The sequence below is a fragment of the Kribbella sp. CA-293567 genome, assembly GCF_027627575.1.
In the GTDB taxonomy this organism is placed as follows: domain Bacteria; phylum Actinomycetota; class Actinomycetes; order Propionibacteriales; family Kribbellaceae; genus Kribbella.
Window position 1 is genome coordinate 5,530,245 of record NZ_CP114065.1, and the last position, 19,648, is coordinate 5,549,892.

Sequence of the window (19,648 nt, forward strand, 5' to 3'; positions counted from 1 at the left end):
TCCTAGCGTGCCGTGTCGTCGCGTCCGAGCCTTTCACGGGTCTCGGCCAGGTCCCGCTCGAGATCGGTGATGATGTCCCGCTGGTGCTGGTTGTCCCGGGCCAGCCGTAGCGCGGTCAGATGCAGCTCGAGCGCCTCGCGGGGCGAGCCGGACCGGCTGGTGATCCGGGCGATCTGGGCCAGCGCCTCCACCTCGATGAACACCAGGCCGTTCGCGCGGGACTCGACCAGCACCTGCGACGCGTGCTCGAGCGCTTCGTCGGTCCGGCCAAGATCCTCCAGCGCATCCGCGATCCCGGCGCGCGCGCCGAGCGCCTGATGCTCGTTGTGCTCGATCGAGTCGGCCAGCGCCTGCGCCTGCTGGAACCAGGTGATCGCTTCGTCCGGCCGGCCCTGCCGGCGCCGCAGCCCGCCGAGGTTGGTGCGGACCAGCACCCGGAGGTAGAGGTCGTCCGTACCGTCGACGATGCTCAACGCCCGCAGGTACCTCCTGTTCGCCTCCGCCCACCGGCTCCGGGAGCGCGCGATCATGCCGAGGTTCGTGAGCGCGCCGGCCTCCAGGCTGACGTCGTTCGCGGACCGGCCGATCTGTTCGGCCTCCCGGGCGTCGGCGATCGCCTGCTCGTAGAGACCGAGAGAGCCCCGGATGCCCGCCAGCCGCATCAGCAGCCGGCCGCGCCTGGCCCCGGTGGCCTGGCGGGCGCCGCGGGCGTACATGATCTCGGCCTCGCGGTAGTGGCCCCGGATCCTGAAGTACTGGTTCAGCACCTCCGCCAGCGTCAGCGCGGTCGGACCACTCGCGCACGGCTGATCGCCGAGGGCCAACGCGACCATCGCGCTCCGCTCGGCGTCCAGCCAGGCCAGCGCCTGCGCCGGCGTGGTGAAGGATGCCACCGCGACTCCGTCGGAGGCGACCGAGACCTGACCCCCCGGCTTCCACAGCTCCATCGCGCCCGGCTTCCACACGTCCATGGCGTGCGCCGCGGTGGCGGTGTAGTACGTCGCCAGCCGGAACGCGGCCTCGGCCCGTTGCAGCGGCGGGTCCTCGTCGAGCGCGCGGCCGGTGGCGAAGATCCGCACCAGGTCGTGCACCTCGACCCGGTCCTCGGTGCCGCTGCTGACCAGATTGGCCGCCAGCAAGGCGTCCAGGCACGCCGCGGCCCGGTCGATCGGCAGCTCCGCCAGCGCGGCGGCCGCTCCGGTGTCGATCCGCCGGTTGGGATGCAGGCTCAGAGCCCGCAGCATCGCCCTCGCGGGCTGATCCAGAGCCTGGTACGAGAGGTCGAGCGCGAACTCGACGCCCTTCTCGATCCGCAGCACCCGGGCGCTCTCGACCAGGCGATCCACCTGGTCGGCCAGCGTCCAGTCCGGCCGGTCGCGGGCCCGCGAGCCGACCAGCGCCAGCGCCAGGGGCAGATGCGCGGCCGCTTCGGCCAGCCGGTCCAGTACGCCGAGATCGTCGCTGTCGTCGGTGTTGTCGTTCTCGCGGCCGATCAGCCGGCGGAGAACCTCCACCGAGTCCTTCGCGGGCAGCACCCCGATCGTCTGCCGGGTCCCGACGATCCGTTCCATCCGGACCCGGCTGGTCACGAAGACGATCGACTCGGGGGTGCCAGGCAGCAGCGGGAGCACCTGATCGTCGCCGGCCGCGTCGTCGAGCACCAGCACAGCCCGGCGGTCTGCCAGCTTCTCGCGGAACAAGGTCGAGCGCGCTTGCGTGTCCAGACCGGCGAGCTGGGCCACCGGGACGGACAGCAGCCGGAGGAGCTCACCAAGCACCGCGCCCGGGTCCGCCGGCGGCCGGACGGCGTCGTACCCGCGCAGATCGACGAACGCGACGAAGTCGGGCTGCAGTTCCTGCGCCGCGTCCTGAGCGGCCTGGCCGGCCAGCCAGCTCTTGCCCGCGCCAGGCATACCGTCGATCAGGTGCACGGCCGGTCCGTTGTCGGCGCTGCGCCTCAACCGGCTCCGCTCGTCCTGCCGGCCGACGAACGTCGTCCGGACCGCGGGCAGTTGCGGGACGACCTCGACGATCCGCTCGTCGCTGAGCTGGTCGACGACGGACTCGTACGCCCGGCGCCACGCCGTACCCCCGGCAGGATCTCCGGTGAGCGCCGTGGCGATGTCGGCCACCAGGTCGACGTCGAGACGCCGCCGGCCGGCTTGCAGACACCGGTAGACCGTCTCGTACGCGACCGGCTGCGCGCCGCGGTCCTGGCGTAGCTGCGCCACCTGGCGCTGCAGTTCGCGGTACGAGATCCCCGCCGCCGACCGCAGCCGCTCGAGTCCGACGCTGAGATCGCTCAGCGTCCGGACACCGGTGGGCACAGCAGCCTGTCCGGCGACGGTCGGCCGGGAACGATCGATGCTCACGTTGCCCGAACTCTATGCCCCGGCGAGCTCCGGCGCCCGGACTGCACCGGCGAGCGATCGAATTCGATCGGAAGTCGTCCCGTCCGCCGTGCGGGCTGGCTAGCGTCCGCGGCGTCAGTCTTGACCTGCACGTGAAGGGAACCCCTCTTGAACACCTCGAAGATCTTGCCTGCGCTCGTCATCGCCGGCGGTGTCGCGGCCACCGCGCTGGTCGGCCCGACCACGGCCACCGCGGCAACGCTGGCGGACTGCACCGGCAGCACCAACCACCAGAACCTGTCGTCCGGGTTCAACTCGCTGAACTCCGGCGCCCCGATCCGCTCCGGCCCGAATGCTTCCTGCAGCGTCCGCGGCACCGGCCCCGCCGGGGTCGCGCTGCACTGCTGGGCGAAGAACGAGGCCAACAACATCTGGTGGTTCGTCAACATCAGCGGCCAGGCCACCCAGGGCTGGGTCCACGAGCCCAACATGTACTACACGGTCGTCCGGCACGAGTCGAACCGCTGCCGGGTCTGAACACACCTCCGGCGCCGGCCTTCGCGGAGCCGGCGCCGGAACGGTGCGGAAGATCAGGCGGTGAAGGTGACGTCCAGCGTGATCGTCGTACCGGTCAGGGCCTGGGAGACCGGGCAGTTCTTCTTCGCGTCCTCGGCGAACTGGGCGAACTCGTCGGCGGTCAGGCCGGGGACCTTGCCGTTCACCGACAGCTTGATGCCGGTGATGCCCTCACCCGGCTGGAAGGTGACGTCGGCGGTGGTGTCGATCGACTCCGGCGCGTTGCCGGCGCCGGCCAGCGCGTGCGAGAGCGCCATCGAGAAGCAGGTCGAGTGGGCGGCGGCGATCAGCTCTTCCGGGCTGGTCTTGCCGTCCGACTCGTTCGCGCGGGAGGCCCAGGACACGTCGTAGGTGCCGATCCCGGACGACTCCAGGGCGACCTGGCCGGCGCCCTCCAGCAGCGAGCCTTCCCAGTGGGCCTTGGCAGTACGAACTGTTGCCATGCTCGTCATCTCTCCTTGGAACTCAGTTGCCGGACACGTCGATCGCGCCGGGGTAGGTCGGTTCGTCGGTGTTCACCATGCTTTGCGCTGCCATCACCATGTACGTCCAGATCTCCTGGTCGCGGTCCGGGTCCAGCTCGAGCTCGTCCAGCGCGGTCCGCATGTGATGCAGCCAGCGGTCCCGGGCTCTGGGGGTGACGGCGAACGGATTGTGCCGCATCCGCAGCCGGGGATGCCCGCGCTGCTCGGAATAGGTCCGCGGACCTCCCCAGTACTGCTCCAGGAACATCCGGAACCGCACCTCGGCCGGGCCCAGATCCTCCTCCGGATACATCGGGCGCAGCTCCGGGTCGGTGGCGACGCCGCGGTAGAAGGCAGCCACCAGCCGATGGAAGGTGTCGGCCCCGCCCACGGCCTCGTAGAAACTCTTCGGCTCGCTCATCCCTGCCAGTGTCTCAAGCCGCCGAAACGTGCCGGACGAGGGCTTCCCTTTCCGCCGGAAGGAGCTCGCGTTTGGCGTGCGTCGAGCCGTCGACGGCGACCAGCACCGACACCGCCGTGGCGTAGACCTCCTCGCCGGCCGCGGTGCGATCGACGATCCGCGATCCCAGCGTGTACGACGTCGTCCCGACCGCCTCGACCCACACGTCCACGTCGTACGGCGGCTGCCGCAGCAGCACCGGTCGCTTGTAGTCGACCGTCTGGCTGGCCAGCACCACCGGGTACTGCGCGAAGTAGTCGCCGCTGACCCCGACCAGCTGGGCCAGGAACAGGATCCTGGCCTCCTGGAAGTAGTCGAAGTACCGGACGTTGTTGACGTGGTCGTAGGAGTCGATGTCCGACCACCGGACCAGGACGGGATGGGTGAACATCAGCAGCCCACCAGTTTCTCCAGCGCCGTCCGCTCGACCGGGGTGATCCGGCGCAGGCGGTTGGCGGCGAAATCGAACGGGACCAGCCGGGTGCGCGCTTCGACGTACGTCGTCCGCGTGCCGTCCGCGGCCAGGTCGAGGATCTCGTAGTCGACCAGGAAGGAGGCCGCCTTGATCTCGCTGATCCACAGCTCGATGTGCACCGGCTCGGGCCGGAAGACCAGCGGCCGCCGGTACTGCACCTCGTGCCGGGCGACCAGCAGACCGGTCTCCAGGTTGCCGGCGCCGAGCTCCTTGGCGGTCCGGAACAGGAAGTCGACGCGCGCGTCCTGCAGGTAGTCGACATAGCGTCCGTTGTTGACGTGGCCCAGGGCGTCCATGTCGCCCCAGCGGAGCGGGCACAGGTAGTCGTGCCGGTTGTGATGAGCCACACGGCGATCATCGCATCCGGACCGCAGCGGCCGTGACCGAACGTGGGTAATGTCATCCCGAGACACCACGGACACGAAGAGACACACACAGGGAGCAGGCGGATGAGCGAGCAGCAGCGCGTGGCGATCGTGACCGGGTCGGCCCGGGGAATCGGCGCCGCGGTGGCGCAGCGGCTCGCCGCCGACGGCAACGCCGTCGCCGTCCTGGACCTGGACGAGGCAGCCTGTGCGGGCACCGTCGACGCGATCACCGCGGCCGGTGGCAAGGCGATCGCGGTCGGCTGTGACGTGAGCAGGTCCGACCAGGTGGCCGCTGCGGTCGAGCGGGTGGTGGCCGAGCTGGGCGCGCCGACGATCCTGGTGAACAACGCCGGCGTACTGCGCGACAACCTGCTCTTCAAGATGTCCGAGGACGACTGGGACACCGTGATGTCGGTGCACCTGCGCGGCAGCTTCCTGATGTCGAAGGCCTGCCAGGCCCACATGGTCGAGGCCGGCTACGGGCGAATGGTCTTCCTGTCCTCCACTTCGGCCCTGGGCAACCGCGGTCAGGCCAACTACGCCGCCGCGAAGGCCGGCCTGCAGGGCCTGGCCAAGACCCTCGCCTTCGAGCTGGGCAAGTTCGGTGTCACCGCGAACGCGATCGCCCCGGGCTTCATCGAGACCGACATGACCGCGGCCACCGCGGCCCGGGTCGGTGTCGACTTCGAGGAGTTCAAGAAGGCCACCGCCGCCACCATCCCGGTGAACCGCACCGGCAAGCCCGAGGACATCGCCGCCGCCGCGTCGTTCTTCTGCAGCGAGGAGTCCGGCTTCGTCTCCGGTCAGGTCCTGTACGTCGCCGGCGGACCCCGTAACTAGGAGCTGGACATGCAGACCTTCACCGGTGTGGACGAGGTCGTCGACGCGGTCGGCACCCAGCTGGGTGAGACCGCCTGGCTGGAGATCACCCAGGAGCAGGTGAACCAGTTCGCCGAGGCGACCGGTGACCACCAGTGGATCCACGTCGACGTGGACCGCGCCGCCAAGGGCCCGTACGGCGGCACCATCGCGCACGGTTACCTGACGCTGAGCCTGATCGCCCACTTCGGCGAGCAACTGCTGTCGATCGAGGGCGTCACGGCGAAGCTGAACTACGGCGTCAACAAGGTCCGCTTCCCCAGTCCGGTCCCGGTCGGCAGCCGGATCCGTGCCAGTGCGTCGATCGCGGGCGCCCAGGAAACCCCGGCCGGCGTCCAGATCTCCCTGCAGTGGGTGATCGAGCTGGAAGGCTCCACCAAGCCTGCCTGCGTCGCCGAGACGGTCGTCCTGCTGGTTCGCTAGAGCGGGCAGACCAGCACCGAGTGGGTCGCCGTCCGGCGGTAGCCCAGCCAGGTGTTGACCGCCAGCATCGGTTCGTTGCCGTCGTAGTTCGCCGTGAACGCACGGACCACCCCGGCCGCCGCGGCCCGGTGCAGCGCGGCGCACTTGACGAGTTTGGCCAGGCCGCGGCCTTGGTGGCCCGGCATCGTCGCGGTCATGGTCGACCAGATCTTCAGGGAGCTGCCGACCCCACGGGTGAAGGCGACGACCTGGCCGTCCTGCAGCGCCGCGACACCCAGGTCGAGCATCATGCCGGGTGCGTGCCAGACGTTGGCGAGCCAGTCGTCGTACGGGCGGCCGCTGATCCTCGCGTCCCCAGGTTTGATGCGCTGGGCAACTTCATCGGCCAGGTAGGCGAGCTGCGGATCGACCTCGGTCAGCGGCGCCAGCCGCACCCCGTCCGGTACGGCGGGAAGCTCCGGCGCCAGCCGCGGTTCGATCCCCGCGTAGTGCACCTGTCTGGTCTGCCGGTAGCCCCAGCGAGAAGCCCACTCCCGCGACGCGGGCTCCGCGAAGACGCGGACGCTCAGGGCGCCGGCCGCCTTCAGCCGCGCATGGGACCGCTCCACCAGTTCGGTCCCGACACCACGGCTGCGGTACTGCGGATGCACGATCACCCGGAGTTCGCCGCTGGGCGGATCGGAGCCGGCGGTGAGCTGGGACGAGCTCCAGCCGGCCAGCCGGCCGTCCTCGATCGCGGCGATCGAGGTGCGGGTGGTGGAGCCGGCGTGCCGGGCGAGGCCGGCCCGCAGGATCTCCGTGGTGGTCACCGACCACGGTTCGACCAGTTCGAAGAGTGCCACCACGCCGTCGGCGTCGTCGGCTCGGGCAGGTCTGATCTCCATCTCGAGGTTCCTTCCGCGAAGTTCTCCGGAACATACCCACGGTCAGCACCGAACTGGTCTGGACACCTGTAAACGTTACAGAGATCAAAGGTTCAACAGCAGGCTCGTCTGGGTCTCGATCCGGCGGTAGCCGAGCCAGTCGTTGATCGCCAGCATCGGCCGGTTCGCGTCGTCGTTGGAGGTGAACGCGCCGGTGATGCCGGCCTCCGCGCACCGGCGCAGGGCGACCGACTTGACCAGCTTCGCCAGGCCCTGCCCTCGGTACTGCGGAACTGTTCCGGTCATTCCCGACCAGGCCCGGTCACCATCCCGCTCGATCGCCGCGAAGCTCGCCACCACGTCACCGGCCATCGCCGCGATGCTCAGCGACCGGTCCGATCCGGGCGACTCCCAGACCTCGGCGAGCCAGTCGTCGTAGCTCACCGCGTCCAGCGGTGAGTCCCCCGGCTCGTCGAGCGACGCGGTCGTGTCAGCGAGGTAAACCTGCCGCGGTTCCAGCCTGTCGAGAGTGACGATCCGGATTCCCTCCGGTGTGACCGGCTGCTCGGGCAGCACTCGCGGATCGACCCCTGAATAATGCAGCTCACGCGAAGGCACATAGCCGAGCTCGGTGCCGAACAGCAGGCCGTCCGGTGTCGCGAAGCTCCGCACCCGGCTGGCTCCGATCGCCCGTAGATGTTCGTGCAACTGCTCGGCCAGGGCACTGGCGATCCCCTGCCGCCGATGGCTGGGCCGCACAGAGATCGAGAGCCCGCTCTGACCGGCCGCACTGGTCCAGACGTTCAGCCCGGCCGATCCCCAGCCGACGAGCTGATCACCGTCCTCCGCGACCAGGGCCAGGAACCGCTCGCCCGGTGCGTGCACCGTGATCAGGTGCCGCGCGGCGGCCGGCGACACCACGGAGTACGAGTAGATCTCCCGCCGCAACCGCGAAACCGCCTCGGCGTCGTCCGGCGTCGCCCTCCTGATCCGCATGCCCGCGACCCTAGCGACGACACCTCTCGGCGGCCACGCAATTAGCAGTTGGAACGCGATCGCAACAGCTGTGCGACGGCTGTGATTCTGTCCGGAGCGAGGTGGGCATTAGGGTTGCCCGGTGCCCGTTATCGCGACCACGTCGTTGACCAAGCGATACCCGCGTGTGACGGCCCTGGACGAGCTGACTGTCGAGGTGGGGTCCGGCGTGACCGGACTGGTCGGAGCCAACGGTGCCGGCAAGTCGACCCTGCTGAAGATTCTGCTCGGACTGATCGCCCCGACCGCCGGAAGCGCCATCGTGCTGGGACACGACGTGGTCACCGGCGGCGAGGCGGTCCGTGCTCTCGTCGGCTACATGCCCGAGCACGACTGCCTGCCGCCCGACGTCTCGGCGACGGAGTTCGCCGTGCATCTCGCGCAGATGTCGGGGCTGCCCGCGACGGCCGCCAGGGAGCGAGCGGCCGACGTACTGCGGCATGTCGGCCTGGACGAGGCGCGCTACCGCCCGATGGGCGGCTACTCGACCGGTATGAAGCAGCGCGTGAAGCTCGCGCAGGCGCTGGTGCACGATCCTCAGCTCGTGCTGCTGGACGAGCCGACCAACGGCCTCGACCCGGCCGGGCGGGACGAGATGCTGACACTGGTCCGCCGGATCGGGACCGAGTTCGGCATCCCCGTGCTGATCACTTCGCACCTGCTCGGCGAGCTCGAGCACGTCTGCGACCACATCATCGTGCTGGACGGTGGCCGGCTGCTGCGGTCGGAGTCCAAGGCCGCGCTGACCGGCGAGACCGGCGTACTGGCGGTCGAGGTACGCGATCTCAGCGGGCGTGACCGGCTGGGTGCCGCGCTGGAGCGGGCCGGTGCGCGAGCGCGGGCCGAGGGCCCGTTGGTGCTGGTGGAGATCACCGGCGAGGAGACGTACGACCTGGTCCGCGACGCGGTCGCCGACCTCGGCCTGGGGCTGGTCCGGGTCGAACAGCACCGGCACCGTCTGGAAGAGGTCTTCAGTGTCTGACCAGCTCGAGCCCCCGCAGCCGCCGCCGGGAGCACCGCAGCGGGCCGGCGTCATCCACGACATCGGCTACCGGCACTACGACGGACCGCGCCTCGGCCGGTTCGCGATCTGGCAGGCGCTGGTGGTGTCGAGCCTGCGGCACGCCTACGGGCTCGGCCGGTCCGGCAAGTCCAAGGTGATGCCGATCCTGCTGCTCGCGGTGATGGTGGTGCCGGTGGCGATCATCGTCGGCATCGAGACCGCGATGAAGCTCGAGGAGCCGCCGCTGACCCCGGTGCAGTACATCTCCTTCCTGCAGGCCGTCATCGCGCTCTACCTGGCGTCCCAGTCACCGCAACTGTTCTCGCGGGACCTGCGCTACCGCTCGATCGTGCTCTACCTGGCCCGGCCGCTGCGGCGCACGGACTACGCGCTGGCCAAGCTCACCGCGCTCGTGCTGGCGCTGATGATCCTGATCGGCCTGCCGCTGGTGATCCTGTACGCCGGGGCCCTGCTGGCCAAGTTCGACTTCACCGACATGACGAAGGAGTTCCTCGGCGGCATCGTCGCGGCCCTGCTGCTCTCGATCCTGCTGGCCGCGATCGGCGGCCTGATCTCCGCCGCGACCCCGCGGCGCGGTTTCGCCGTCGCCGCGATCATCGCCGTCCTGATCGTCTCCTTCACCGCCGTCGTCACCACGACCGCCATCCTCAGCCCCGACCCCGAGCAGCCGGTCACCACCGCGGCCCGCTACGCCAACCTGGGCTCGCCGTTCACCCTGGTCGACGTGCTGCAGACCTTCATCCTGCGCGGTGGCACCGGCTTCCAGCCGACCACCGCGCAGGGCCTGGTCTTCGCCGCCGTGTACGTCGCGCTGGTCGCGGCCTGCGTCTGGGGCGTCAACACGCGCTATGCGAAGGTGGCCCGCGGATGAGCGTGATCCGGATCGAGAAGGTCTCCCGCTGGTACGGCAACGTGGTCGCGGTCAACGACGTGACGATGACGATCGGCCCCGGCGTCACCGGACTGCTCGGCCCGAACGGCGCCGGCAAGTCGACGCTGATCACGATGATGGCCGGCTTCCTCCCCCCGTCGACGGGCGCCGTGACGCTGGACGGCGTACCGGTCTGGCGCAACGAGGGCTCCTACCGGCACATCGGGCTGGTGCCCGAGACCGAGGCCGTCTACGACACGTTGACCGGTTCGGCCTTCGTGCTGGCGAACGCCGAGTTGCAGGGTCTGGCCGATCCTGGTGCCGCGACGGGCCGGGCGATCGCCACGGTGGCGATGGAGGACGCGGCGGGGCGCCGCATCTCGACGTACTCGAAGGGGATGAAGCAGCGGATCAAGATGGCGGCGGCGCTCGTGCACGAGCCGTCGGTGCTGCTGCTCGACGAGCCCTTCAACGGAATGGATCCGCGCCAGCGGCTGCACTTGATGGAACTGCTGCGCCAGATGGGCGCGGCCGGCCGGACCGTGCTGTTCAGCTCGCACATCCTGGAGGAGGTGCAGCAGGTCGCGACCCACATCGAGGTGGTCGTCTCCGGGCGGCACGCGGCCTCGGGTGACTACCGCGCGATCCGCACGCTGATGACCGACCGGCCGGTGCTCTACCGGCTGCGCTCCTCCGACGACCGCCGGCTGGCGTCCGCCCTGATCGGCGATCCCTGTACGTCGGGCGCCGATCTGGACGGCGGTTCGCTGCAGGTGCAGGTGGTCGACTTCGAGCGGTTCAGCCGGATCGTGCCGTCACTGGCGCGGGACCTCGGCATCCGGCTGCTCGAGGTCGCCCCGACCGACGAGTCGCTCGAGAGCGTCTTCTCCTACCTCGTCGGAAGGCGCTGACGATGAACGCCACGATTGCCCGGCTGACGATGGCCACCCTGTTCGGCCACCGGCGCGGCCTGCTGCTCTTCATCCTGCCCGGCGTCCTGCTGGCCCTGTGCGTGCTGCTGGCGCTGACGGTCGACGACACCGCCGACTTCAGTACGGCGCTGCTGCAGATGTTCGGCCTCGCGGTGATCGTGCCGCTCGTCTCGCTGATCGCGGCGACCGGCGCGCTGTCGTCGGAGATCGACGACGGCTCGATCGTCTACCTGCTGAGCAAGCCGATCAAACGCTCCACCATCATCCTGACCAAGGCCCTGGTCGCGATCGGGGTGATCCTCGTGCTCGGCGCGCTGCCGATGGTGGTGGCCGGCCTGATCCTGGACGTGCGCGAGCCGGGCACGGCCGTTGCCTTCGGCATCGGTTCGCTGGTGGCCGGGATCGCCTACACCGGCATCTTCATCGCCCTGTCGGTGATCTCGGGCAACGCCGTCACCATCGGCCTGATCTACGCGCTGCTGTGGGAGGGCGTGATGGGCCAGTACGTCGACGGCGCGAAGACCCTCAGCGTGCAGCAGTGGTCGCTCGCCGTCATCCAGAAGCTGACCGACCCGGGCACCGTCGAGTCCGCGGTCAAGTTCCCGATCGCCACGATCCTGCTGGCCGCCGTCATGGTGGCGGGCCTCGGCCTCGCCGTCGCCCGCCTCCGCTCGCTGATCCTCTCCACCGCCGAGTAGCCCTCACCCGGCGAGCGCCGTCGGCTCAGCCGACGATGCCGCCGTTGAGGGTGAGGCCACCGTCGATGGTGATGGTCTGGCCGGTGATCCAGGAGGCTTCGTCGGACAAAAGGAACCAGACCAGCGAGGCGACGTCCTCGGGAGTGCCCAGACGCTTCATCGGGTACGCCGCCGCGACCTTGTCCTCGCGGCCCTCGTACAGCGCCCCGGCGAACTTGGTCTTCACCACCGCGGGTGCGACCGCGTTGACCCGGATCGCCGGAGCCAGCTCCACTGCCAGCTCGGCCGTCACGCGGGACAGCATCGCCTTGGTGGCGCCGTACCAGCCGATGCCAGGGGACGGCGACAGGCCGGCCACCGACGACAGGTTGACCACGGCACCGCCGTGGGTGCGCATCCAGGCGTCGCTGCAGGCCTTGACCCAGGCGATGGTCGCCAGCACGTTGGTGTCGACCATCTTGGCCGCCACCGCACTGTCGACGTCCAGCAGCGAACCGTAGATCGGGTTGATGCCGGTGTTGTTCACCAGCAGGTCCACCGACCCGTACGTCGCCACTGCCGCCGCCACCACGCTCGCGCGGTGCGCCGGGTCGGCGGCGTTGCCCGCGACAGCCATGGCGTTGTCCCGGCCGCCCAGTCCGGCGATCGCCTCGTCCAGCGCGTCCTGCTTGCGGCCGGTGATGATCACGTGCGCGCCGTCGGCCACCAGCCGCTTGGCGATCGCCAGACCGATGCCCCGTGAGGCACCCGTGACGATCGCCGTCTTGTCCTTGAGGCTCATCAGCTCAGGCGCTCCAGGATCACGGCCATGCCCTGGCCACCGCCGACGCACATCGTCTCGAGACCGAACTGCTTGTCCTCGAACTGCAGACCGTTGACCAGCGTGGTCATGATCCGCGCGCCGGTCGAGCCGAACGGGTGGCCGAGCGCGATCGCGCCACCGTGCACGTTCAGCCGGTCCTCCTCGATCCCGAGCTCGCGGGCCGACCCGATCACCTGGACCGCGAACGCCTCGTTGATCTCGACCAGGTCGATGTCACCGATGCTCATCCCGGCCCGGGCCAGTGCCTGCTTGGTCGCCTCGACCGGACCGAGGCCCATGATCTCGGGCGACAGACCGCTCACGCCGGTGGAGACGATCCGGGCCAGCGGGGTCAGGCCGAGCTCGCGCGCCTTGGTGTCGCTCATGATCACCACGGCCGCGGCGCCGTCGTTCAGCGGGCAGCAGTTGCCGGCCGTGACGGTGCCGTCGGGACGGAAGACGGGCTTCAGCTGGCTGACCTTGTCGAGCGTCGTACCGGCTCGCGGGCCGTCGTCGGTGCTGACGACCGTGCCGTCCGGCAACGTCACCGGGGTGATCTCCCGCTCGAAGAAGCCGTTGTCGATCGCCTTCTCGGCCAGGTTCTGCGACCGGACGCCGAACGCGTCCTGGTCGGCGCGGGAGATGCCCCTGAGGGTGGCGACGTTCTCGGCGGTCTGGCCCATCGAGATGTAGACGTCGGGGATCAGTCCGTCGGCACGCGGGTCGTGCCAGACGTCGTTGGTCTCGGCGTACTTCTCGGTCCGCTGCACCGCGTCGGCGAAGGCGGGGTTGAACGAGCTCGGGTCGCCGACGCCGGCGGAGCCGAAGTTCTTGTACCGCGAGACGCACTCGACGCCGGCGCTGACGAAGATGTCACCCTCGCCGGACTTGATCGCGTGGTAGGCCATCCGGGCGGTCTGGGTGGACGACGCGCAGAACCGGTTGACCGTCGTCGCCGGGGTGCCGTCCCAGCCCAGCTGGACGGCGACCCGGCGGGCCATGTTGCCGCCGTGCTCGTCGTGCGGCTCGGCGCAGCCGAGCATCAGGTCCTCGATCTGGTCCCCGGTCAGGCCGGCCTGGTCGATCGCGGCCTTGATCACCTGGACGGCCAGGTCGTCCGGCCGGATGTCCTTCAGCGAACCCTTGTGCGCCCGGCCGATCGGCGACCGCGCGGTGGAGACGATGACTGCTTCAGGCATTGCTGCCCATCCTTTCAGAGGCTGGAGCCTTTCAGAGGCCCAGATCGCGGCCGATGAGTTCCTTCATGATCTCGTTCGAGCCGGCCCAGATCTTGGTCACCCGGGCGTCGCGCCAGGCCCTGGCCACGCGGTACTCGTTCATGTAGCCGTAGCCGCCGTGCAGCTGGACGCAGGCGTCCAGGATCTCGTTCTGCACCTGCGCACTCCACCACTTCGCCTTGGCCGCGTCCACCGCCGACAGCCGGTCCTCGTCGTGCGCGACCACCGCGTTGTCGACGTACGCCTGGGTCACCTCGGCCTTGGTGACCAGCTCGGCGACCAGGAACTTGTTGTACTGGAAGGAGCCGACCGCCTGGCCGAACGCCTTGCGCTGCTTCACGTACTCGATCGTCTCGGCCAGGATCTGGGTCGCGTGCGCGATGTTCGAGACCGCCGCGCCGATCCGCTCCTGCGCCAGCCGCTCCATCATGTGGATGAAGCCGCGGTCGAGCTCGCCGAGCACGTTCTCGTCCGGCACGAAGACGTCCTCGAAGAACAGCTCCGAGGTGCCGGACTCGGTCTGGCCGACCTTGTCCAGCTTGCGGCCGCGGGCGAAGCCCTCCATCCCCTCCTCGACCGCGAACAAGGTGATGCCCTTGGCGCCCTTGCTCGGATCGGTGCGGGCGGCGGTGATCACCAGATCGGCCATGTCGCCGTTGGTGATGAAGGTCTTGGAGCCGTTCACCACCCAGCCGCCGTCGGCCTTCTTCGCGGTGGTCTTCAGCGCGGCCAGGTCGGAGCCGCCGGACGGCTCGGTCATCCCGATCGCGGCGATCAGCTCACCGGAGCAGAACTTCGGCAGCCAGCGCTGCTTCTGCTCCTCGGTGCCCAGGTCGACCAGGTACGGCGCGGAGCAGTCGTAGTGGATGCCGAAGCAGCTCGACAGCGAGGCGGAGACCTTGGAGACCTCCTCGGCGAAGACCGCGTTGAACCGGTAGTCGCCGACCGACGAACCGCCGTACTCCTCCGGCACGTCGAGACCGAGGAAGCCCTGCTTGCCGGCCTCGAGCCAGGCGGCCCGCTCGATCGTCTTCTCCTCGAGGAACTGCTCCATCCTCGGCACCAGCGAGCGGTCGCAGTACTCCTTGGCACTGGCCCGGAAGGCGTGGTGGTCCTCGTTGAAGATGATCCGTTCCATCGCTTGGTCCTCCCGAGAAGTAAGACCGATCACGCCGGCGTGCCGCGATCGCATGGCTAAGCGCTTGCTTAGCTTCGCGAATCTAGGGCATTGTGTCAACGTGTCCGCAGTCACCAGCCCCCTCGCGTGGGAGCACGTCCAGCCCGCCGCCGCCCGCCGGCTGCTCACCGGTGCGATCGAAGCCTTCGCCGAGCGCGGCTTCCAGGCCACCACCACCCGCGACATCGCCTCCCGGGCCGACATGTCGCCGGCGGCGCTCTACGTGCACTATCCGTCGAAGGAACGACTGCTCTTCGAGATCAGCCTGTACGGCCACCGCGCCGCACTGGAGATCCTGAGCGCGGCCGACACCGCCGGCACCCCCACCGACCGTCTGCGCGCGATGGTCGCCGCGTTCACCGCTTGGCACGCCGAGCACCACACCATCGCCCGCGTCGTCCAGTACGAACTGGCGGCCCTGAGCCCCGAGCACTTCGCCGAGGTCGCCACCATCCGCCGCGCGATCTCCGCCCTGATCGAGAAGGTCCTCACCGACGGCGTCAGCGACGGCACCTTCGCCGTACCGGACGTCCCCGGTACCACCCTCGCTCTGCTGTCCCTGTCGATCGACGTGGCCCGCTGGTACGACCCCAGCCGCCGCCCCTCCCCCGAGTCCCTCGGCGCCACCTACGCCGACCTCGCCCACCGCATGGTCAAGGCCTGACACACGCCGAAGGCCCGGCTTCCCCGTGGGAAAGCCGGGCCTTCGGCAGTACAAGTAACTCAGGTTCCAGCTCAGACCTGCAGTGCGGCCTGCACGTCGAGGTGGATGTCCACCTTGTCACCGATCAGCAACTTGCCACCCTCCAGCGGCACGTTGAAGTCGATCCCCCACTCCTTGCGGCTGATCGAGGTCGAGGCCTCGAACCCGATGACCGTCTGGCCGTACGCGTTCTGCTCCACGCCGAGGAACTCGACGGCGAACTCGATCGGCTTGGTGACGCCCTTGATGGTCAGCTCGCCGGCCAGGACGTAGTCGTCGCCCGCGGGCTTCAGCCCGGTGCTCGCGAAGGTCATCTTCGGGCTGTTCTCGGCGTCGAAGAAGTCACCCGAGCGCAGGTGACCGTCGCGCTGCTCGCTCCGGGTGTGCACGGAGGCGAGTTCGACGGACACGGCGGCGGTCGACTCCTCGAGCGAGTCCTTGACGACGATCTCGCCGGCGAACTCCTGGAAGGTGCCGCGCACCTTGGTCATCAGGTGCCGGACGGTGAAGCCGATCTCGGAGTGCGCGACGTCGAGCGCGTAGGTGCCGGACACCAGGCCGGGGATCGTGGTCGTTGCGGTGCTCATTGAGGGTCCTCTCGAAACGGTAAGCCAGTCGGGGGCGTCGCTGTCGCTGAGTTCGTTAAAACTTCAACCAACGAGGACGACAGTAGACAGTAACTATTTAAATGTCAACTACATTCCCGGTACACTGTTCCCGTGACGATGACGACTGGAACCCGGTGGCTCGACTCCGAGCAGCAGGTGGCGTGGCGCGCGTACCTGCTGGGCACTGCGCGCCTGATGGCCAAACTCGACGACGACCTTCGACAGTTCGGCCTGGGCATCAACGACTACGAGATTCTGGTCCGGCTCTCCGAGGCGCCCGAGCGCCGCCTCCGGATGGCAGAGCTGGCCGATCGTCTGCACCAGAGCCGCTCCCGGCTGACCCACACCGTGGGCCGGCTCGAGGCAGCCGAACTGGTCCGGCGGACGTCGTGCAAGAGCGACAAGCGCGGCGTCTGGGCCGAGCTCACCGACGCCGGCCTGTCCCTGCTCGAGCAGGCCGCACCGTTCCACGTCGAGGGCGTCCGCGAGAACCTGGTGGAGCTGGCCTCCCCCGAGGACTTCGCCGCTGTCGGCCGGGTCTTCGACGCCGTCTCCGAGCACATCGGCCAGCGCTGAGGACCGACCCTGGTTTCCCCGCGGGTGCCCTGGTCGTCTTCCAAGGCGACTCGATCACCCATGGGGGCCGCGGCAGTACCGAGGACCCGAACCACATCCTCGGCCACTCCTACCCGTTCCTGATCGCCTCGGCGGCCGCCGCCGACCATCCCGAGCAGGCCTGGCGATTCGTCAACCGCGGAGTCAGCGGTGACAGCGTCCACGACCTACTCGACCGCTGGGACGAGGACGCGCTCGTCCTGCGTCCCGATGTGCTGAGCATCCTGATCGGCACCAACGACGCGGACGCGGCGCTCGCCGCCAACCCGATCGACGCCGACGGGTCGGCCTTCGCAGCGGCGTACCGGTTGTTGCTGGAGCGCACCCGTACTGCGCTGCCGGCGGCTCGCCTGGTGCTGAGCGAGCCGTTCTATCTGCCGACCAGCCCTGACCCTGATCTTCGCGCAGCCTGGGCCGCTGCTGTCATGCTGCGCGCCCAACTCGTGCGTGAACTGGCTGGCGAGTTCGGCACCGGGTTCGTTGCCAACCAGGCCGCCTTCGACGCCGCCGTACTGCGTGCGCCGGCCGAGCACTGGATCTGGGATGGCATCCATCCCACCTATGCCGGTCAGCGGATCCTCGCCGACGCCTGGCTCACCGCCATTTGTCGGTAGGGCGCAGTACCTGTCCAGCGATGGACGAACTGACGATCGCAGTGACTTCGATCACCATCACCACGCCCGATCCCCGCGGGCTGGCGGCGTTCTATTCGCGCCTGCTCCGCCTCCCGGTCACCACCGAGGACGGCCCACGACCAGGCAACCCACCGACCGACGGCTGGGCGCAGATCCGGAACGCGACGGGCCCCACGCTCAACTTCGAGTACGAAGCCGAGTGGGCTGCCCCCGAGTGGCCGAGTCGCGCCGGGGCGCAGCACGCCACTCAGCACCTGGACATTCACGTCAACGACCTAGCGGCAGCCGTCGAGCACGCCCTCACCGCCGGCGCGACTCTCGCGGACTTCCAGCCGCAAGACGATGTTCGAGTCCTCCACGACCCCTCGGGTCACCCCTTCTGTCTTTTCACCTGAGCCGGCGGCCTGTCTGGTCACCTGAGCCGGCGGCTCGGTCGCCTGTCGCCGACCCGCATTCGTGCAACTGCTCGCTGCCCTCGCCAGACAAGCCCTGCACCGGGGTGACCGATGCAGGGCTTGTGGGAGTTGCGAACTTGCGGGCTGTCAGTCGCGCGTGAGCTTGCGGTAGGTGACGCGGTGCGGGCGGGCCGCCTCCGCGCCGAGACGCTCGACCTTGTTCGCTTCGTAGGCCGCGAAGTTGCCCTCGAACCAGAACCAGTCGGACGGGTTCTCGTCGGTCCCCTCCCAGGCCAGGATGTGGGTGGCGACGCGGTCGAGGAACCACCGGTCGTGGGAGATCACCACGGCGCAGCCGGGGAACTCGAGCAGCGCGTCCTCGAGCGACTGCAGGGTCTCGACGTCCAGGTCGTTGGTGGGCTCGTCGAGCAGCAGCAGGTTGCCGCCCATCTTCAGCGTCAGGGCCAGGTTCAGCCGGTTGCGCTCTCCACCGGACAGGACGCCGGTCGGCTTCTGCTGGTCCGGTCCCTTGAAGCCGAAGGACGCGACGTACGCGCGGCTCGGCATCTCGAAGTTCGCGACCTTGATGTAGTCGAGCTCGTCCGAGACCTGCTGCCAGACCGTCTTCTTCGGGTCCAGCCCACCGCGCGACTGGTCGACGTACGAGATCCGCACCGTCTCGCCGAGCCGCACGGAGCCCGCGTCCGGCGTCTCCTCGCCGACCAGCATCCGGAACAGCGTCGACTTGCCGACACCGTTCGGACCCACGATGCCGACGATGCCCGCACGTGGCAGGGAGAAGCTCAGCCCGTCGATCAGCTTGCGATCGCCGAAGCCCTTCTCCAGCTTGCTGACCTCGAGCACCGTGCTGCCCAGTCGCGGACCGGCCGGGATGTTGATCTCGTCGATGTCCAGCTTCTTGGACCGCTCGGCCTCGGCCGCGAGCTCCTCGTACCGGGCCAGCCGGGACTTGCTCTTGGACTGCCGGCCCTTCGCGTTCGACCGGACCCAGGCGAGCTCGCGCTCCAGGATCTTGGCCCGCTTCGCGTCCTTCTGGCCTTCGACCACCAGCCGCTGCTGCTTGGTCTCCAGGTACTTCGAGTAGTTGCCCTCGTACCCGTAGGTCTTGCCGCGGTCCATTTCCAGGATCCACTCGGCCACGTTGTCCAGGAAGTACCGGTCGTGGGTGATCGCCAGCACGGCACCCGGGTACTTCTGCAGGTGCTGCTCCAGCCAGAGCACCGACTCGGCGTCCAGGTGGTTGGTCGGCTCGTCAAGCAGCAGCAGGTCGGGCTGCTGCAGCAGCAGCTTGCACAACGCGACCCGGCGGCGCTCACCACCGGATAGGTTGTCCACCAGGACCTCCGGCGGCGGGCAGCGCAGCGCGTCCATCGCCTGCTCCAGCTGCGCGTCGACGTCCCACGCGTTGCTGTGGTCGAGCTCGGTCTGCAGGTCACCCATCTCGGCCAGCAGCGTGTCGTAGTCGGCGTCGGGATCGGCCAGCTCGGCGGAGATCTCGTTGAAGCGGTTCAGCTTCTTCTTGGTGTCGCCGACCCCTTCCTCGACGTTCTCCAGCACGGTCTTGCCCTCGGTCAACGGCGGCTCCTGCAACAGGATCCCCACCGTCGCGCCCTCGGCCAGCCGCCCCTCACCGTTGTTGGGCTGGTCCAGCCCCGCCATGATCTTGAACAACGAGGACTTGCCGGTACCGTTCGGCCCGACGACGCCGATCTTCGCGCCGGTCAGAAAGTTCAGCGTGACGTCGTCGAGAACGACCTTGTCACCATGGGCCTTCCGCACATTGCGCAGCGTGTAGATGAATTCCGCCATACCCCCGAGCCTATGCGCTACCCCCCACCACCACCCAACCGAGTACTCCACCGACACGGACCGCAGCACGCCGAGACACGAGCACAAGCCAACCGAGGCACAGACCACACAGCCGGCCAAGGCACAGCCGCACGGTTAGCCGACGCACAGCCGCACGGTTGACCGAGGCACGGGCGCGCAGCTACCGAGACGCGGACACACAACTGGCCCAGGCATGGCCACACAG

At 69.1% G+C, this 19,648-nt stretch carries 23 protein-coding genes; 11 read left to right on the forward strand and 12 right to left on the reverse strand.

Annotated elements, in window-relative coordinates; translation table 11 throughout:
- Positions 1–2 precede the first annotated feature (2 nt).
- Positions 3–2,372 (reverse strand): tetratricopeptide repeat protein, encoded by a 2,370-nt coding sequence (locus OX958_RS25435; protein ID WP_270131941.1) that lies wholly within the window; start codon positions 2,370–2,372, stop codon positions 3–5.
- A gap of 147 nt (positions 2,373–2,519) precedes the next feature.
- Here OX958_RS25435 and OX958_RS25440 point away from each other — a divergent pair, with 147 nt between their 5' ends.
- The gene (locus OX958_RS25440) at positions 2,520–2,888 is read left to right on the forward strand and encodes a hypothetical protein (protein ID WP_270131942.1); all 369 of its coding nucleotides are present in this window, start codon (positions 2,520–2,522) and stop codon (positions 2,886–2,888) included.
- A 53-nt stretch (positions 2,889–2,941) separates the two neighbouring features.
- Here OX958_RS25440 and OX958_RS25445 read toward each other — a convergent pair whose 3' ends face one another.
- From OX958_RS25445 to OX958_RS25460, 4 genes are read right to left on the reverse strand one after another with little or no spacing between them, the layout of a single operon-like run.
- Positions 2,942–3,370 (reverse strand): OsmC family protein, encoded by a 429-nt coding sequence (locus OX958_RS25445; protein WP_270139144.1) that lies wholly within the window; start codon positions 3,368–3,370, stop codon positions 2,942–2,944.
- A gap of 22 nt (positions 3,371–3,392) precedes the next feature.
- The gene (locus OX958_RS25450) at positions 3,393–3,812 is read right to left on the reverse strand and encodes a globin (RefSeq protein ID WP_270131944.1); all 420 of its coding nucleotides are present in this window, start codon (positions 3,810–3,812) and stop codon (positions 3,393–3,395) included.
- 13 nt (positions 3,813–3,825) lie between these two features.
- Positions 3,826–4,242, reverse strand: a complete 417-nt coding sequence (locus OX958_RS25455) for an acyl-CoA thioesterase (protein WP_270131945.1) — start codon at positions 4,240–4,242, stop codon at positions 3,826–3,828.
- Positions 4,242–4,673 carry an acyl-CoA thioesterase gene (locus tag OX958_RS25460; RefSeq protein WP_270131947.1) on the reverse strand — a complete coding sequence of 144 codons (432 nt, stop codon included), beginning with the start codon at positions 4,671–4,673 and terminating at the stop codon, positions 4,242–4,244. The genes OX958_RS25455 and OX958_RS25460 overlap by 1 nt, the downstream gene beginning before the upstream one ends.
- A gap of 102 nt (positions 4,674–4,775) precedes the next feature.
- Here OX958_RS25460 and fabG point away from each other — a divergent pair, with 102 nt between their 5' ends.
- Complete coding sequence (gene fabG / locus OX958_RS25465) at positions 4,776–5,534, forward strand: 3-oxoacyl-ACP reductase FabG (RefSeq protein ID WP_270131949.1); 759 nt, start codon at positions 4,776–4,778, stop codon at positions 5,532–5,534.
- Between the two features lie 9 nt (positions 5,535–5,543).
- Positions 5,544–5,996, forward strand: a complete 453-nt coding sequence (locus OX958_RS25470) for a MaoC family dehydratase (protein ID WP_270131951.1) — start codon at positions 5,544–5,546, stop codon at positions 5,994–5,996.
- On the opposite strand, the gene OX958_RS25475 is transcribed toward OX958_RS25470, so the two are convergent.
- Together OX958_RS25475 and OX958_RS25480 are read right to left on the reverse strand one after the other, a co-directional pair.
- Positions 5,993–6,880 carry a GNAT family N-acetyltransferase gene (locus OX958_RS25475; RefSeq protein ID WP_270131952.1) on the reverse strand — a complete coding sequence of 296 codons (888 nt, stop codon included), beginning with the start codon at positions 6,878–6,880 and terminating at the stop codon, positions 5,993–5,995. The two genes, OX958_RS25470 and OX958_RS25475, sit on opposite strands and share 4 nt — an antisense overlap.
- 84 nt (positions 6,881–6,964) lie before the next feature.
- Complete coding sequence (locus OX958_RS25480; RefSeq protein ID WP_270131954.1) at positions 6,965–7,855, reverse strand: GNAT family N-acetyltransferase; 891 nt, start codon at positions 7,853–7,855, stop codon at positions 6,965–6,967.
- 121 nt (positions 7,856–7,976) lie between these two features.
- Between OX958_RS25480 and OX958_RS25485 the strand changes: the two genes are divergently transcribed.
- The 4 genes from OX958_RS25485 to OX958_RS25500 are packed head-to-tail and all read left to right on the forward strand — an operon-like array spanning position 7,977 to position 11,419.
- Positions 7,977–8,876, forward strand: coding sequence for an ABC transporter ATP-binding protein (locus OX958_RS25485; protein WP_270131955.1), 900 nt, complete (start codon positions 7,977–7,979; stop codon positions 8,874–8,876).
- The gene (locus tag OX958_RS25490; RefSeq protein WP_270131956.1) at positions 8,869–9,789 is read left to right on the forward strand and encodes an ABC transporter permease subunit; all 921 of its coding nucleotides are present in this window, start codon (positions 8,869–8,871) and stop codon (positions 9,787–9,789) included. The genes OX958_RS25485 and OX958_RS25490 overlap by 8 nt, the downstream gene beginning before the upstream one ends.
- Positions 9,786–10,700, forward strand: coding sequence for an ABC transporter ATP-binding protein (locus OX958_RS25495; protein WP_270131957.1), 915 nt, complete (start codon positions 9,786–9,788; stop codon positions 10,698–10,700). The genes OX958_RS25490 and OX958_RS25495 overlap by 4 nt, the downstream gene beginning before the upstream one ends.
- A gap of 2 nt (positions 10,701–10,702) precedes the next feature.
- Positions 10,703–11,419 carry an ABC transporter permease gene (locus tag OX958_RS25500; protein WP_270131958.1) on the forward strand — a complete coding sequence of 239 codons (717 nt, stop codon included), beginning with the start codon at positions 10,703–10,705 and terminating at the stop codon, positions 11,417–11,419.
- Positions 11,420–11,444: 25 nt separating this feature from the next.
- Here OX958_RS25500 and OX958_RS25505 read toward each other — a convergent pair whose 3' ends face one another.
- The 3 genes from OX958_RS25505 to OX958_RS25515 are packed head-to-tail and all read right to left on the reverse strand — an operon-like array spanning position 11,445 to position 14,597.
- Positions 11,445–12,200 (reverse strand): SDR family oxidoreductase, encoded by a 756-nt coding sequence (locus OX958_RS25505; RefSeq protein ID WP_270131960.1) that lies wholly within the window; start codon positions 12,198–12,200, stop codon positions 11,445–11,447.
- The gene (locus tag OX958_RS25510; protein WP_270131961.1) at positions 12,200–13,420 is read right to left on the reverse strand and encodes an acetyl-CoA C-acetyltransferase; all 1,221 of its coding nucleotides are present in this window, start codon (positions 13,418–13,420) and stop codon (positions 12,200–12,202) included. Before OX958_RS25510 ends, OX958_RS25505 begins: the two co-directional genes overlap by 1 nt.
- Positions 13,421–13,451: 31 nt before the next feature.
- The gene (locus OX958_RS25515) at positions 13,452–14,597 is read right to left on the reverse strand and encodes an acyl-CoA dehydrogenase family protein (RefSeq protein WP_270131963.1); all 1,146 of its coding nucleotides are present in this window, start codon (positions 14,595–14,597) and stop codon (positions 13,452–13,454) included.
- 100 nt (positions 14,598–14,697) lie between these two features.
- Between OX958_RS25515 and OX958_RS25520 the strand changes: the two genes are divergently transcribed.
- The gene (locus OX958_RS25520; protein ID WP_270131965.1) at positions 14,698–15,300 is read left to right on the forward strand and encodes a TetR/AcrR family transcriptional regulator; all 603 of its coding nucleotides are present in this window, start codon (positions 14,698–14,700) and stop codon (positions 15,298–15,300) included.
- Between the two features lie 71 nt (positions 15,301–15,371).
- Here OX958_RS25520 and OX958_RS25525 read toward each other — a convergent pair whose 3' ends face one another.
- Positions 15,372–15,926 carry a YceI family protein gene (locus OX958_RS25525; RefSeq protein WP_270131967.1) on the reverse strand — a complete coding sequence of 185 codons (555 nt, stop codon included), beginning with the start codon at positions 15,924–15,926 and terminating at the stop codon, positions 15,372–15,374.
- 138 nt (positions 15,927–16,064) lie between these two features.
- Between OX958_RS25525 and OX958_RS25530 the strand changes: the two genes are divergently transcribed.
- Genes OX958_RS25530 through OX958_RS25540 form a run of 3 tightly spaced genes read left to right on the forward strand, consistent with a single transcriptional unit; the run spans position 16,065 to position 17,592 of the window.
- Positions 16,065–16,523 carry a MarR family winged helix-turn-helix transcriptional regulator gene (locus tag OX958_RS25530; RefSeq protein ID WP_270139146.1) on the forward strand — a complete coding sequence of 153 codons (459 nt, stop codon included), beginning with the start codon at positions 16,065–16,067 and terminating at the stop codon, positions 16,521–16,523.
- Positions 16,524–16,576: 53 nt separating this feature from the next.
- The gene (locus OX958_RS25535; protein WP_270139148.1) at positions 16,577–17,176 is read left to right on the forward strand and encodes an SGNH/GDSL hydrolase family protein; all 600 of its coding nucleotides are present in this window, start codon (positions 16,577–16,579) and stop codon (positions 17,174–17,176) included.
- Between the two features lie 20 nt (positions 17,177–17,196).
- Positions 17,197–17,592: a VOC family protein gene (locus OX958_RS25540; protein WP_270131968.1), complete on the forward strand. Its 396-nt coding sequence runs from the start codon at positions 17,197–17,199 to the stop codon at positions 17,590–17,592.
- A 147-nt stretch (positions 17,593–17,739) separates the two neighbouring features.
- Here OX958_RS25540 and ettA read toward each other — a convergent pair whose 3' ends face one another.
- Entirely contained in the window at positions 17,740–19,422 is a 1,683-nt protein-coding gene (gene ettA, locus OX958_RS25545; RefSeq protein WP_270131969.1) for an energy-dependent translational throttle protein EttA, read from the reverse strand.
- Between the last annotated feature and the right edge of the window lie 226 nt (positions 19,423–19,648).